The organism is Pallidibacillus pasinlerensis (assembly GCF_009996845.1).
GTDB lineage: Bacteria > Bacillota > Bacilli > Bacillales > Caldibacillaceae > Pallidibacillus > Pallidibacillus pasinlerensis.
In genome coordinates this window covers 1-15,133 of the sequence record NZ_JAACYS010000019.1, presented here as the reverse complement: position 1 = coordinate 15,133, position 15,133 = coordinate 1, and the positions used below count along the sequence as shown (strand labels likewise).

General features: G+C 35.9%; 12 protein-coding genes. 11 read left to right on the top strand and 1 reads right to left on the bottom strand.

Annotation, left to right across the window (positions count from 1 at the left end):
* Window positions 1-2 precede the first annotated feature (2 nt).
* The 11 genes from argJ to panF all read left to right on the top strand — a co-directional run bounded on the left by argJ (window position 3) and on the right by panF (window position 13,726).
* A complete protein-coding gene (gene argJ / locus GW534_RS06035; protein WP_161920160.1) occupies window positions 3-1,235 on the top strand; it encodes a bifunctional ornithine acetyltransferase/N-acetylglutamate synthase in 1,233 nt (410 codons plus the stop codon).
* A 14-nt stretch (window positions 1,236-1,249) separates the two neighbouring features.
* Window positions 1,250-2,032 carry an acetylglutamate kinase gene (gene argB, locus GW534_RS06030; protein ID WP_161920159.1) on the top strand — a complete coding sequence of 261 codons (783 nt, stop codon included), beginning with the start codon at window positions 1,250-1,252 and terminating at the stop codon, window positions 2,030-2,032.
* 4 nt (window positions 2,033-2,036) lie between these two features.
* The gene (locus GW534_RS06025) at window positions 2,037-3,221 is read left to right on the top strand and encodes an acetylornithine transaminase (protein ID WP_161920158.1); all 1,185 of its coding nucleotides are present in this window, start codon (window positions 2,037-2,039) and stop codon (window positions 3,219-3,221) included.
* A 15-nt stretch (window positions 3,222-3,236) separates the two neighbouring features.
* Window positions 3,237-4,307: a carbamoyl phosphate synthase small subunit gene (locus GW534_RS06020; protein ID WP_161920157.1), complete on the top strand. Its 1,071-nt coding sequence runs from the start codon at window positions 3,237-3,239 to the stop codon at window positions 4,305-4,307.
* A complete protein-coding gene (carB, locus tag GW534_RS06015) occupies window positions 4,294-7,488 on the top strand; it encodes a carbamoyl-phosphate synthase (glutamine-hydrolyzing) large subunit (RefSeq protein WP_161920156.1) in 3,195 nt (1,064 codons plus the stop codon). Before GW534_RS06020 ends, carB begins: the two co-directional genes overlap by 14 nt.
* Before the next feature lie 14 nt (window positions 7,489-7,502).
* Entirely contained in the window at window positions 7,503-8,465 is a 963-nt protein-coding gene (gene argF / locus GW534_RS06010) for an ornithine carbamoyltransferase (protein ID WP_161920155.1), read from the top strand.
* A 74-nt stretch (window positions 8,466-8,539) separates the two neighbouring features.
* Window positions 8,540-9,760, top strand: a complete 1,221-nt coding sequence (locus GW534_RS06005) for an argininosuccinate synthase (RefSeq protein ID WP_161920154.1) — start codon at window positions 8,540-8,542, stop codon at window positions 9,758-9,760.
* 27 nt (window positions 9,761-9,787) lie between these two features.
* Window positions 9,788-11,167 carry an argininosuccinate lyase gene (gene argH, locus GW534_RS06000; protein WP_161920153.1) on the top strand — a complete coding sequence of 460 codons (1,380 nt, stop codon included), beginning with the start codon at window positions 9,788-9,790 and terminating at the stop codon, window positions 11,165-11,167.
* Between the two features lie 180 nt (window positions 11,168-11,347).
* Window positions 11,348-11,797 (top strand): YckD family protein, encoded by a 450-nt coding sequence (locus tag GW534_RS05995; protein WP_161920152.1) that lies wholly within the window; start codon window positions 11,348-11,350, stop codon window positions 11,795-11,797.
* Window positions 11,798-11,954: 157 nt separating this feature from the next.
* The gene (locus GW534_RS05990; protein WP_161920151.1) at window positions 11,955-12,266 is read left to right on the top strand and encodes a YhdT family protein; all 312 of its coding nucleotides are present in this window, start codon (window positions 11,955-11,957) and stop codon (window positions 12,264-12,266) included.
* A gap of 14 nt (window positions 12,267-12,280) precedes the next feature.
* Entirely contained in the window at window positions 12,281-13,726 is a 1,446-nt protein-coding gene (gene panF / locus GW534_RS05985) for a sodium/pantothenate symporter (RefSeq protein WP_161920150.1), read from the top strand.
* 211 nt (window positions 13,727-13,937) lie between these two features.
* Here panF and murB read toward each other — a convergent pair whose 3' ends face one another.
* Entirely contained in the window at window positions 13,938-14,885 is a 948-nt protein-coding gene (murB, locus tag GW534_RS05980; RefSeq protein ID WP_407670444.1) for a UDP-N-acetylmuramate dehydrogenase, read from the bottom strand.
* Window positions 14,886-15,133: the final 248 nt, after the last annotated feature.

Below are 15,133 nucleotides of genomic sequence, written 5' to 3'. Positions count from 1 at the left end.
AAATGATTCATCAAACAAAACTAGAGAAACAAGCAATTGAAATAAAAGATGGTAGTGTAACGACACCGAACGGATTTTTGGCAGGTGGATTACATTGTGGTATTAAACGGAAACGACTTGATCTTGGTTGGATTTATTCAGAAGTTCCTGCAACTGCTGCAGCGGTTTATACGACAAACCAATTTCAAGCTGCTCCACTACTTGTTACAAAAGAAAGTATAAATACAACAGGAAAAATTCAAGGGGTTATCGTTAACTCTGGAATTGCCAATGCTTGTACGGGAGAAGAAGGTTATAAAAACGCGCAATTGATGCGGAAGAAATTTGCTGATCATATTGGTATCGATGAACATCTAGTTGTCGTAAGTTCAACTGGTCTTATTGGAGAACAACTACCGATGGATAAACTTGATAAGGGCATTAATCAAATTGACCATTTGATTGATGAAGCGAACGCTTTTGAAAAAGCAATTTTAACGACGGATACAAAGGAAAAAAGGGCTTGTGTTCAATTAGACATCGATGGGAAAACAGTTACTATTGCTGGTTGTGCAAAGGGATCAGGAATGATTCACCCGAACATGGCAACGATGTTAGGCTTTGTTACTACGGATGCGAATGTTAGTGAAGATGCCTTAAACTTAACGTTAAAACAAGCCATTAATCAAACGTTTAATATGATTACCGTTGACGGTGACACGAGTACTAATGACATGGTATTAATTTTAGCTAATGGTTTAGCTGGTAATGATGAACTAAATCAACATCATAGTGATTGGGATTATTTTGTTTCAGGTGTAAAGCAAGTATGTGAATCGTTAGCAAAGCAAATCGCGCGAGATGGTGAAGGTGCAACAAAACTTATTGAAGTTACAGTAACAGGTTGCAAAACAAATGGAGATGCGGCTAAAGTCGCAAAGTCAATAGTTGGCTCAAGTCTTGTAAAAACAGCTATATTTGGCGAAGACCCGAACTGGGGTAGAATTGTTGCGGCGATTGGATATAGCGGGGTTCAACTGAATTCTACTGCCATTGATGTATTTATCGGACAATACCAGGTTGTAAAAGGTGGCTTACCTGTAACTTACTCTGAGGGAATTATCCGTTCCTATTTAAAAGAAAACAAGGACATTCAAATTTTTGCAAACCTATACGATGGTGATAGTCAAGCAACTGCTTGGGGATGCGATTTAACATACGATTATGTAAAGATTAATGCAATGTATCGGACGTAAAAGGGGTGTCAATGATGACATATTTAGTTATCAAGTGCGGTGGCAGTGTTTTAGATGAAATTCACCCGTCTTTTTATAAAAACATCGTTGAAATTCAAAAAGAGGGCTTGCAACCAATAGTTGTCCACGGTGGAGGTCCGATGATATCGAATTTGCTTACAAAACTTAATGTGGAAACAAAGTTTGTTGATGGTTTACGTGTAACAGATGAAAAAATTTTAGATGTTGCCGAAATGGTGTTATCAGGTTCGATGAATAAGGAGATTGTTCGGAAACTTCAAACGGCTGGTGGGAAAGCTGGCGGTCTAAGTGGAGTTGATGGAAAGCTTTTACAAGCTACAGCGTTAGACGACAAGTTAGGTTTTGTAGGAAAAGTAGAAAAAGTTAATGTTGAATTTTTGGAATATTTGTGTAAATGGGGATTAATCCCTGTCATTTCTCCAATTGCAATTGACGATCATGGTCAAAGGTGGAATATAAACGCCGATTTAGCAGCATCAGCAATTGCGAAGGCACTGAATGCAACTCTTTTTTTAATCACAAATGTGTCCGGTGTTTTACAAAATGGTCGAGTGTTAAACCATTTAACACCTTCCAAGATTACGAATTTGATAGAAAACGGAACTATTACAGGTGGGATGATGCCAAAGGTTACCGCTGCTATTGAATGCTTGGAAGAGGGAATCGAAGAAGTAGTTATATTAAACGGTCTAGAAGAAAATGCACTCCTCTCATATGTAAAAGGAGTGCCGATGGGAACAACAATAACAAAAAAGGAATATATATCAAGTAGGTGAAAACATGCAAACTTTACAAACTAACCATGTTATGAATACGTATAGTCGCTTTCCTGTAAAACTTGTAAAAGGAAAAGGGGCCTATGTTTGGGATGATAAAGGAGAAAAATATTTAGATTTTACATCAGGTATTGCTGTTTGTAATTTAGGTCATGTACCAGATGTGGTGAAAGAAGCGCTACAGGAGCAATTAGAACAACTTTGGCACTGTTCAAATCTTTTTTCGATACCAAATCAAGAACTGTTAGCGACAAAGCTAGTGGAAAACAGTTGTTTTGATGAAGTGTTTTTCTGTAACAGTGGTGCAGAGGCGAATGAAGCAGCAATAAAGCTGGCAAGAAAGTATGCATATGACCTTAATAAGTCACCTCATATTGTAAGCTTTAAACAATCTTTCCATGGAAGAACAATGGCGACACTTTCAGCCACTGGTCAAGAAAAAATCCAAACAGGTTTCCAGCCTTTAGTACCAGGGTTTTCGTATTTAAACTACAACGATTTTGCTGATTTAAATAAATTAATAAATTTGAAACCTTGTGCAGTCATCTTGGAACTAGTTCAAGGTGAAGGTGGCGTCATTCCAGCAACTCAAGAATGGATCGACCAGCTCCATGCTATATGTAAGGAAAACGAGATTTTAATTATTGTTGATGAAGTGCAAACAGGAATGGGGAGAACTGGCAAACTTTTTGCTTATGAATATTTCAATTTTGAGCCAGATATCGTTACTTTGGCAAAAGGATTAGGATCGGGCTTTCCAATTGGTGCGATGCTTGCTAAAAAAGAGGTTGCAAAACATTTTTCTCCTGGTACACATGGAAGTACCTTCGGTGGTAATCCCCTTGCGACAATAGCAGGATTAGCAACTGTTAAAGAGCTAGTAGAGACGGATGTATTACAAAATGTACAAAAGATGGCCGGCATACTAAAAGGGAAAATTGAACTAATAAAAGAAAGTTATCCATTTATAAAAGAAGTTCGTGGATTAGGATTTTTAATTGGGATTGAAATCAATGGCGAACCGAGTAATGTAGTTCAGTTGGCAATTAAAGAAAATTTGCTTATTTTATCAGCCGGAAAAAATACAATTCGGTTACTACCACCGCTGACAATAACAGAAGCAGAAATTGAAGTATTTATAGAAGCTTTTCAAAATACATTGAATAAGTACAAAAAGGTGGTCGGCTAAACGGAGGTGATCAAGGTGACGATAGGTTACATTATTTTAGAAACAGGTGAAGTTTTTTCTGGAAAGCTAATAGGGAATGTAAAAAGAAGTGATGGTGAGCTTGTTTTTAACACAAGTATGATTGGTCACAAACAAATATTAACGAATCCTTCAAGTACCGACCAAATTATCGTTTTTTCTTATCCAATCATCGGTAATAATCAAGTTCAAAAGACAAATCTTGATTCGAATAAATTTCATGCACGTGGTGTTGTAACCGGTGAACTTTCGAATGTACCGTCACATAATTCAATTGATTCTGTATTAGGAAAAAATCAAATCCCTTGTTTAACAGAAGTTGATACACGGGCGCTAATCAAGACTATTCGAAAACGGGGTACTGTAAGAGCGGTAATAACAAATGAAAAAAATGATAAGCCGAAATCAATGGAATGCGTGAATCCAGTAAAAGATGTTTCAACAAAAACAGTGGTGCAATATGCAGATAGTAGTTATGGACCACATATTGTTGTTGTCGATTTCGGTGTCAAACAAACGATTGTTCAATATTTACTAAGGGCAAATTATAAGGTCACTCTTGTACCTTATGATTATCCGCTTGAAAAGATTTTACTACTAAATCCAGATGGTATTGTCCTCAGCAATGGACCAGGAGATCCGATGGATTTAACAACTGAATTAGATAAAATTTATGAGTTGTCTCAAAGGTTTCCTACTTTTGGAATTGGCCTTGGCCATCAGCTTGTAGCCCTTGCCTATGGTGCAAAAACCGAAGCTCTACCCTTTGGGCACCGCGGTGGTAATTATCCGGTCAAAGATTTACGTACAGGAAAAGTGTATATTACAACACAAAATCATGGTTATACAGTTATCAATCAAACGATTGATCGAAATAAATTTGATATCGCCTTTCAAAATGTAAACGATGGGACAGTTGAAGGTTTAGTGCATAAACAAAAACCGATTCAAACTGTCCAATTTTATCCAGAAACGCAGTATGGGCAACAAGAGACAGATTTTATTTTTCAATCTTTTTTCGAAACAGTTAAGAAAAACATAGGAGTAATGTCATATGCCGTTAAATAAACAGATTAAAAAAGTACTCGTTATTGGCTCAGGTCCGATTGTAATAGGGCAGGCTGCAGAATTTGACTATGCGGGAACACAAGGATGTTTAGCACTGAAGGAAGAAGGAATTGAGGCAATTTTATTAAACAATAATCCAGCAACGATTATGACTGATCAACATATTGCTGACAAAGTTTATCTTGAACCGATGACGTTAGATGTACTAGAAAAAATTATAAAAAATGAAAGACCAGATGGCATTATTGGTACTTTAGGTGGGCAAACAGGGCTGAATTTAACTGTTCAACTCGAAGAAGCAGGGATATTAGAAAAATATAATGTAGAAATTTTAGGAACGGCAGTCGAAGCGATTCAAAAAGGAGAGGATCGCGATAAATTTAAAAATTTAATGCTTGAAATTGGTGAACCGATTCCTGAATCCAAAATTGTTGTTACTGTTGAAGAAGGTATTAACTTTGTTCGCTCGATTGGTTTCCCTATCATTGTTCGCCCGGCCTATACCCTTGGTGGTGAAGGAGGTGGCTTTGCCGAAAACGAAGGGGAACTGATTAAACTTTTAAATAAAGGATTAAAACTAAGTCCAATCGGTCAAGTGTTAGTCGAAAAAAGTATTAAAGGTTGGAAAGAGCTTGAATTTGAAGTCGTTCGGGACGCAAATGATACATGCATTATTATTTGTCATATGGAAAATTTGGATCCAGTTGGTGTGCATACCGGTGATTCCATTGTTGTTGCACCAAGCCAAACAATTACCGATGAACAATACTATATTTTGCGTAAGGCTTCATTAAAGGTAATTCGTTCTTTAGGGGTCATTGGTGGGTGTAATATTCAATTTGCCTTAAATCCAAAAACAAATGAATACTACATTATCGAAGTAAATCCGCGCTTAAGCAGGTCAAGTGCTTTAGCATCTAAGGCAACAGGTTATCCTATCGCACGAATTGCAACAAAATGTGCCCTCGGTTACCAATTAGATGAAATTATTAATCCGATAACCGGCACAACATTCGCTTCTTTTGAACCTGCACTAGATTATGTTGTAATGAAGCTGCCTCGTTTTCCTTTTGATAAGTTTCCTGAAGTTGATTCAAAATTAGGAACACAAATGAAAGCAACGGGCGAAGTAATGTCAATCGATCGTTCGTTTGAAGGGGCGTTAAATAAAGCACTTCGTTCCCTTGAATATAAAGTAGATGGATTATCTCACCCATTTGTAAAAAACATGAGTAAAGAACAAATAATTAATGAACTAAAGGAAGCGACAGATTTACGTTTATTTGCCATCGCTGAAAGTTTTCGAAGAGGGTTGTCAATTGAAGAAGTAGAAAAAATTACTCAAATAGATTTTTGGTTTTTATATAAAATACAAAGCATGGTTACATTTGAAGTTGAGATTGCACAATACACCATCGACACAGTACCGAAAGAAATTTTAACAAAAGCGAAAAAAGTAAATTTCGGAGACCGATATATAGCTAGTCTTCTAGGTTGTTCAGAACAAGCGGTCCGTAAAAAACGACTTGATTGGGGACTCATTCCTTCTTATAAAAAAGTCGATACAAGTGCCGGTGAGTTTGATGCCGTTACCCCATATTATTATTCTACATGGCATGGTCAAGATGAAGTAACCGTATCAAACAAACGGAAAGCGTTAATTGTAGGATCAGGTCCTATTCGAATTGGTCAAGGAATTGAATTTGATTATACATGTGTTCATGCGGTTATGGCATTAAAGGAATATGGTTTTGAAACAATTATTGTAAATAATAATCCAGAGACCGTGAGTACCGATTACTCTGTATCGGATAAATTATACTTTGAACCAATTACAACAGAAGACATTCTTCATATTATTTATAAAGAAAAAGTGGACGGTGTTTTCTTACAATTTGGTGGGCAGACTGCAATAAATTTAGCTGCAGATTTAGAAAAAGAAGGAGTTCCTATAATAGGGACATCAACAACAACAATTGATATGTTAGAAGATCGGAAACAGTTTTATGAATTACTAGATCGTTTGTCGATTCCACATATAAAAGGAAAAATTGCTTATTCCGTTTCTGAATTGAAGCTTGGTGCAAAGGAGTTAGGATATCCAGTCCTTGTCCGCCCTTCTTACGTCATCGGTGGTCAATCGATGAAAACAATTTATACGGAAGCGGAACTCGATGATTATGTTAATGTGATAATCAATACAGAGAAACGAACTTGGCCGTTATTAGTGGATCAGTTTTTACCTGGGCTGGAATGTGAACTGGATTGCATTAGTGATGGAAAGGACGTTCTAATTGCGGGGATATTTGAACATGTGGAAAAGGCAGGCATCCATTCTGGAGACAGTATCAGTATATATCCTTCACTTACAATTTCGAAGGAACAAAAGGAGAAGTTAGCGGAATATACAAGAAAAATATGTTTAGAAGCAGGAATTATTGGTGTTGCTAATATTCAGTTTGTCATTCATAATGAGGAAATTTACTGTTTAGAAGTAAATCCAAGGGCCTCACGGACGGTTCCAATTTTGAGTAAAGTGACGGGAACTCCAATCGTTAAATGGGGTGTTGCAGCTCAAATTGGGAAAGCATTACGGGAAACAGGTTTAGCGAAAGAAGTCCCATTTTACTCTGTCAAAGCTCCAGTGTTCTCGTTTAGTAAGTTAAATAATGTCGATCCGAGTGTTGGTCCAGAAATGAAATCAACCGGAGAAATATTAGGTGTTGGGGATACTGTTGCTGAGGCAATTAAAAAAGTGACAGGAAAAAGTGAAAAAACACACTTAGAAATGCTTACAATCTTTTGCTCAGTTGCGGATCGGGATAAAGAAAGTCTTTTACACATACTAAAAGGTATAAAACAACCATTGCAAATTTATGCAACAAAAGGGACGGCGCAATTTCTCGCAAATCATGGTTACGAGATGACTGTTGTAGACAGAGAAAGAGAAAAGTTTGAACATGTGTTAGATAAGGTAGAAATAGATGTTGCCATAATTAGACCGACAAATAGTAGTTATAAAGAAACCTTTGGGAAGTATATGAGAAAGTTTTTCTTACGGAAAGATGTACCACTTTTTACGGCATTAGAAACGTTTGCAGCATTTCTTTTTCAACCAAGTACGACTGAAATTCATGTGAAACCGATTAATGATTATTTACGGAGTGTTATTCAAATTTAAAAGGCGGTGGCAAAATGACGGATTTGTTATTAAAAAATAAAAAGAATGTGAATTTGAAAGGCAAGGATTTCTTAACATTGGCAGAGCTCTCTAGCGAGGAGATTTTATTTTTACTTGATGAAGCGAATCAATTGAAACAAATGCAAAAATCAGGTATACCTCATCCGTATTTGAATGGAAAAGTATTAGGGATGATTTTTGAAAAGTCATCAACTAGAACCCGTGTATCCTTTGAAGTTGGGATGTATCAACTTGGTGGTCAGGCACTATTTTTAAGCAATAAAGATATTCAACTTGGTAGAGGCGAAACAATTCATGATACGGCAAAAGTGTTGTCCCGCTATGTCGATGGACTAATGATTCGTACCTTTTCCCATTTAACTGTGGAGGAATTTGCGGAGCATGCAACTGTACCTGTTATTAATGGACTTACAGATTTACATCACCCAACCCAGGTAATGGCTGATTTACAAACAATCTATGAACATAAAGGAAAATTACAAGGGTTAAAAATGTGCTTTATCGGGGATGGCAACAACAATATGACCCATTCTTTAATTGAAGGTGCAGTGAAAGTTGGAATGGATATTGCTGTTGCAAGTCCGGAAGGTTATATGCCGAATAAAGAAATTGTAAAAAGTGCTCAAGCCGTTGCAAATTACACAGGGGCAACGATTCAAATTGGTGTCGATCCTGTAGAGATAATTCAAGATGCAGATGTCGTTGTTACCGATGTTTTCACTAGTATGGGATTGGAAGATGAAGCGGAAGAACGATTGAAAATATTTGCACCTTATCAAGTAAATGAAGAGTTATGTAATTATGCAAAGGAAGATTATATTTTTCTACATTGTTTGCCTGCTCATCGTGAAGAAGAAGTTACATCATCCATTATTGATGGTCCTCATTCGGTCGTTTTTGATGAAGCTGAGAATCGACTCCATGCACAAAAAGCAATTTTAAAAAATTTATTGTAGATTTATTTATAAAAATGCGGTAAAATGTATAAAAATACAAAAATGCGTTTATTTATACAAGGGAGAGATTCGTAATGACAAAAGAAAAAATCGTTTTAGCTTATTCTGGAGGTTTAGATACATCAGTATCAATCAAATGGTTACAAGAAAAATACGGTTATGATGTGATTGCGTTAGCTATTGATGTTGGTGGCGAAGGAAAAGATATGGATGCGATTCGTCAAAAGGCCCTTGATGTGGGTGCGATCAAATCGGTAACAATAAATGGTAAAGATCTACTTGCGAAAGAATATATTTTGCCAAGTATTAAAGCAAATGCATTATATGAAGGAAAATATCCACTATCTTCAGCACTTAGTCGTCCATTAATTTCTAAATTACTCGTTCAAGTGGCAGAAGAAGAAGGAGCAGTAGCCGTAGCGCATGGCTGTACAGGAAAAGGGAATGACCAAGTTCGTTTCGAAGTGTCGATTCAAGCATTAAACCCAGCTTTACAAGTTGTAGCTCCTGTTCGTGAGTGGGGAATGACTCGTGATGAAGAAATTAAATATGCGGAACAACACGGTATTCCAATTCCAGTAGATTTAGATAATCCATTTTCCATTGATGCAAATATTTGGGGGCGTGCAATTGAAGCGGGTGTTTTAGAAAACCCTTGGAACGAAGCGCCAGAAGAAGCGTATGAATGGACGAATCCAGTAGAAAAAACGCCAGATGAACCAGAATATGTCGAAATTGAATTTGAAAAAGGAATTCCTGTTGCATTAAACGGAGAAAAAATAAGTCTTGTACAAATTATTGAAGTGTTAAACGAAAAAGCAGGGCATCATGGGGTAGGAAGAATTGATCATATTGAAAACCGTTTAGTCGGTATTAAATCGAGAGAAGTTTACGAAAACCCAGCTGCTGTTGTTTTAATCAACGCTCATAAAGAGTTAGAGTTTTTAACATTACCAAGAGAAATTACACAGTTTAAATCATTAATTGATGAAAAGTATGCACAAATCATTTATGACGGTCTATGGTATTCTCCATTAAAAGCGGCCCTAGATGCTTTTGTTGAGGAGACACAAAAGTATGTTACAGGGACAATTAAAGTAAAACTGTTTAAAGGTAATCATACTGTTGTGGCAAGAAAATCACCTGTTAGCTTATATAATGAAGAATTAGCTACTTATTCAAAAGGAGATATGTTCGATCATAATGCAGCCGTTGGTTTCATTAAATTATGGGGTCTACCAACGAAAGTCTTTGCTGAAGTGCATAAAAATGAAGAGACTGTTAAAGTGAAATAAAGTTCCAACAGAGGTGGAGGGTAAAACATGAGTAAACTTTGGGGCGGACGTTTTACAAAAGAAACAAATAAATTAGTAGAAAAATTTACAGCATCGATTGAGTTTGACCAAAAACTAGCACTGGAGGATATAGAGGGTAGTTTAGCACATGTTGAGATGCTCGGCTCATGTGGGATTATCTCTAAGGAAGACGCAGAAAAAATTAAATCGGGATTAAAGTCGATCCGTAAAAAAATTGTAGCTGGTGAAGTTGAGTTTTCAGTTGCAGACGAAGATATTCATATGAATATCGAACGTTTATTAATAGAAGAAATCGGACCAGTCGGTGGAAAACTTCATACAGGCCGCAGTCGGAATGACCAGGTTGCAACAGATATGCATTTATATTTGCATAAACAAACAAAAGAAATGATTGAGTTACTTGAGGCAGTACAGGGGGGAATCATTCAGCAGGCAAAGAGTAATATTGAAACGATTATGCCAGGTTATACTCACTTGCAACGGGCCCAACCGATTAGCTTTGCCCATCATTTGTTAGCTTATTTTTGGATGTTTGAACGGGATAAGGAAAGATTACAAGATAGCTTGAAACGGATAAACTGGTCTCCGTTAGGTTCTGGTGCCCTTGCAGGGACAACATTTCCGATTGATCGTAATCTAACAGCAAGATTACTAGGTTTCGATACCGTTTATCCGAACAGTTTAGATGCGGTAAGTGATCGTGACTTTATTTTAGAATTCTTATCCATTGCTTCCATTATAATGACTCATATATCTAGACTATCCGAGGAGCTCGTTTTATGGTCAAGTCAGGAATTTGACTTTATTGAACTCGATGATTCGTTTTGCACGGGTTCAAGTATAATGCCCCAAAAGAAAAATCCAGATGTACCAGAGTTATTACGTGGAAAAACCGGTCGTGTATATGGGAATTTAATAGGTTTATTGACTGTGTTGAAAGGTTTGCCACTTGCTTATAATAAAGATTTACAAGAAGATAAAGAAGGTATGTTTGATACGGTCGAAACGTTGACTGGTTCTCTTAAACTATTAGCACCGATGATTGAAACGATGACTGTGAAAAAAGAGAAAATGTATCAAGCGGTAAGTCAAGACTATTCCAATGCAACGGATCTTGCTGATTATTTAGTGAATAAAGGACTCCCTTTCCGTCAAGCACATGAAATTATCGGGAAAATTGTACTTTATGCGATTGAAAATAATAAGTATTTACTAGATTTAACTTTTGAAGAGTATAAACAGTTTAGCGATTTATTTGAAATAGACATTTATACAGTGTTAATGCCGAAACAAGTCGTAGAAGCAAGAAATAGTTATGGTGGAACGGCCTTTTCACAAGTTAAGCTACAACTTGAGTTGGCAGAGCAAAAATTGAATTTATATTAAGAAATAACCTGTGATTATGCAGGTTATTTTTTGTAAAAAGTCTCGCAAGACTACTACAGAATAAAAAAATTTATAAGGACTAATCTAAAAAAAATATAAAAAATTGGTGTTTTTCGTATAATCCCTCAACTATCTGCACAATCTAAGGAAAAATATTGTCAGTTAGAGGAGATGTAGAGATTGTTTACTGGATTTCAAAAACTAATATCCATATTATTAGCAGGGTTAGTAGCTTTCATTGGAACACCTACTGCGATGATAGCGAATGCTTCCTCACAATTAGGAGAAACAGTAGAAATTAACGGGCAAGTTTGGAAAACAGCACCAGTTGAGGCAAAAATCGGCAATAATGAGACGATTGAAAATGACAAACATCCTCCTAAGCTTACAAAAGAGCAAATAAAAGAGATTGAAAAGCTCGTTAGTGAATCATTGGAAAAAAGAAAGCAAATTATTGATAAATATGTTGAATATGGTGTAATTACAAAGGACCGTGGGAATATAATCAAAGAAAGTATAGATAAACATTTTAAACGGATGAAAGAACATGATTTTATTCCATATTTTCATAAACAAAAAAGAATAGATCGATGTGATTGTAAAGATAAAGAAAATAGATCTCCATCTTAGGTCTGAAACTTTACCGTAATAAGTTAACGATTGTTTTGTATGTCTTATGAGCGGTGAAATTCAGACCTTTGTCTATTTTAAAATATAATTATTTCCATTTTTTTCAAATACTGCTATTATTGTTTCGGGTATAACCTTAAGTTAGGAGGGGATAAAAATGGACAAAGATAAATTTTTTTCTAATGATCCTCGCTTTAAAGTAGCAAAAAAGGAAGCTTGGATTGGGGTAGGATTAGTTCTGTTTAATTTTGTTTGGTGGTTTGCTTTTGCATATGGACTAGGTTCAAAATCTCCAGATGAGTATACATATATTTTGGGATTTCCTTCATGGTTTTTTTATAGTTGTATCGGTAGTTTAATTGTTATGTCCATACTTGTTATCGTTGTAGTTAAGTACTTTTTTAAAGATGTCCCCTTTGAAGAGGAAGTTCAAGACATACAAAATCAATCAGATAAAAAGTCGTCATAGAAAGTGGGGTTTTTATGAATTGGGGAATTGTTCTGCCACTAATTATTTTTCTTTTTATTATTTTTATAGTCGGTTTTTGGACTAATAAGTTTGTTAGAAATTCGGACTCATTTTTGCAAGAATACTTTTTAGGTAGTCGAAGTATGGGCGGTTTTATTTTGGCGATGACGATGATGGCAACATACGGAAGTGCCAGTAGTTTTATTGGTGGACCTGGAATTGCTTACTCAACGGGACTTGGTTGGGTACTATTATCGATGGCCCAACTTCCTGCCGGATATTTTGTGCTAATGGTTTTAGGAAAAAAATTTGCGATTGTATCCAGGCGCTATGAGGCAATTACTTTAAATGATTTTTTGAAAAGTCGCTATGAAAGTCAATGGGTAGGAATCCTTGCAGCCATTAGTATCATTATCTTTTTATTTTCATCGATAGCTGCCCAATGGGTAGGGGGAGCACGTTTACTTGAGTCGTTGTTTAATATTACTTATCCGATTGCCTTAACGATATTCGCTTTTTCTGTCATGATTTATGTAATTATAGGTGGGTTTCGTGCCGTTGCATTAACAGATACAATTTTAGGTTCAATTATGTTTTTTGGAACGTTAATTTTGCTCGTAGCCGTTATTATTGCTGGTGGCGGTGTTACGAATATTATGGAAAAACTTATTGCGATTGATCCTGGACTTGTAATGCCTTTTGGGGCAGATGGTAATCTTTCGGCAAGTTATGTTTCTTCTTACTGGATTCTAGTTGGTGTTGGAGTTGTTGGTTTACCACAAATTGCCGTTCGAGCAATGTCTCATAAAAATTCAAAATCGATGCACCATGCTATTATCATTAGTACTGTATTTGTAGGGATTATCATGCTGGGTATGCATTTAATTGGTGTATTTGCTCGAGCAATTAACCCAAGTATTGCGGTTGCCGACTCAGTGATGCCGACGATTACGATGGAAGTTTTGCCACCATTTCTGGCGGGAATCGTATTAGCTGCACCAATGGCAGCCATTATGTCTACGGTTAACGCTTTATTAATTATGGTAAGTTCTGCAGTGGTAAAAGATATTTATTTAAGCTATTTTAATCCACAAGCACCGGATCAGAAGGTTAGGAGTATAAGTTATTTAGTTACTGCAATTTTAGGTGTCATTGTTTACTTGATGGCTTTAAGTCCTCCGGATTTCTTAATATGGCTGAATTTATTTTCCTTCGGTGGATTAGAAGCTGCATTTATTTGGCCAGTAGTGCTTGGATTGTATTGGAAAAGAGGTAACAAGTATGGAGCAATTAGCTCAATGATTGTAGGAGTGACTTCTTACATATTATTCCACCAATTTTATCCGAATGCGTTCGGAATGCACACAGTTGTTTTGCCAATTTTATTATCATTAGTGACTTTTGTTATTATTAGTATTGTTACCGAGAAAAAAGAACTCTTACAAGCAGTTCATAAATAGTCAATCGAGCGTTTGATTGAGATGAAAGACATGAGTTTCACCTCTCAATCGAACGTTTGATGGAAAATGAGAGGTATTTAATCAAACGTTTGATTGAGAAAAATATTTAAACAGATTTACGAATCAAACGTTTGATTGACAGGTATGCCAAAGGTTACATCATTCAATCAAACGTTTAATCTAATCAAATGAAAAAGAAATAGGCGTTGGCCTATTCCTTATTTGTGTTAATAACTGATTTTTCGTTTAATTCTTCTCCGATAATTCGAACTTCACGTTCTAATGATACTCCGAATTTTTCTTTTACCGTTTTTTGCACATGTTTAATCAAGGTAATATAATCAGTTGCTGTTGCATTATCAACATTTACGATAAAACCAGCATGTTTCTTTGATACTTCAGCTCCGCCAATTCGAGTACCTTGTAAATTACTATCTTGAATAAGCTTCCCAGCAAAATAGCCTGGTGGACGTTTAAATACACTTCCACAAGATGGATACTCTAACGGTTGTTTTGATTCTCTTTTAAAGGTTAAATCATCCATGATTGCTTTAATTTCATCATAGTTTCCATGTTGTAATTGAAATGTTGCTTCTAAGACAATATCTCCATTTTCTTGGATATTACTGTATCGATAGGCTAAGTCTAATTCTTCTGCCTTTCTTCTAATCATTTCACCATTTTTATCAATTACTAGAATTGATTCAAGACAATCTTTAACTTCACCGCCATAAGCACCGGCATTCATATATACAGCGCCACCTACGGTACCTGGAATACCGCAAGCAAACTCTAGCCCCGTAAGTTTTGCGTCAAGGGCTTTTCTTGATGTATCGATAATTGCAGCACCACTTTGGGCAACGATTTTCGTATTAGAAACAGTAATTTTATCAAAGTTTTTAAGGGATAGAACGATTCCGCGAATACCACCGTCTCTTACGATCAAGTTTGAGCCATTACCAATTAAAGTGAATGGTACTTTTTCTTCTAAACAATATTTAACGATGTTTTGCACTTCTTCATAAGTTGTAGGTGTGACAAAAAAGTCCGCTTTCCCACCTAATTTTGTATACGTATGATTTTTAATATCTTCATCAATGGCTATATTATTTTCATTTATAATTTTCACTAATTGATTATAAATCGTTGTTTTCATCATTCAAGTCATTCCTTTTATGTTTTCGGGTAGATGGAATGTAACTAATAAACCCATTATTTATATTACGTGTAAAAACCATTTTTAGCAACCTCATCTTAACATGAGAAAAGGTAATTTAATCCGTAATATCATATTAAAAATTCTGGTAAATGTGCCTAAATGAGGTTATGATAAAATTAATCTAAAACTTTCGTGAAATAATTAAATATAATGAAATATTTTTTGGGGACAGGCATATATACAATAAT

What these genes read in the sequence shown, in the direction of transcription:
- argJ (WP_161920160.1), top strand. Translation starts at nt 3, where the DNA reads ATGATTCATCAAACAAAACTAGAGAAACAAGCAATTGAAATAAAAGAT.
- argB (WP_161920159.1), top strand. Translation starts at nt 1,250, where the DNA reads ATGACATATTTAGTTATCAAGTGCGGTGGCAGTGTTTTAGATGAAATT.
- GW534_RS06025 (WP_161920158.1), top strand. Translation starts at nt 2,037, where the DNA reads ATGCAAACTTTACAAACTAACCATGTTATGAATACGTATAGTCGCTTT.
- carB (WP_161920156.1), top strand. Translation starts at nt 4,294, where the DNA reads ATGCCGTTAAATAAACAGATTAAAAAAGTACTCGTTATTGGCTCAGGT.
- argF (WP_161920155.1), top strand. Translation starts at nt 7,503, where the DNA reads ATGACGGATTTGTTATTAAAAAATAAAAAGAATGTGAATTTGAAAGGC.
- GW534_RS06005 (WP_161920154.1), top strand. Translation starts at nt 8,540, where the DNA reads ATGACAAAAGAAAAAATCGTTTTAGCTTATTCTGGAGGTTTAGATACA.
- argH (WP_161920153.1), top strand. Translation starts at nt 9,788, where the DNA reads ATGAGTAAACTTTGGGGCGGACGTTTTACAAAAGAAACAAATAAATTA.
- GW534_RS05990 (WP_161920151.1), top strand. Translation starts at nt 11,955, where the DNA reads ATGGACAAAGATAAATTTTTTTCTAATGATCCTCGCTTTAAAGTAGCA.
- panF (WP_161920150.1), top strand. Translation starts at nt 12,281, where the DNA reads ATGAATTGGGGAATTGTTCTGCCACTAATTATTTTTCTTTTTATTATT.
- murB (WP_407670444.1), bottom strand. Translation starts at nt 14,885, where the DNA reads ATGATGAAAACAACGATTTATAATCAATTAGTGAAAATTATAAATGAA.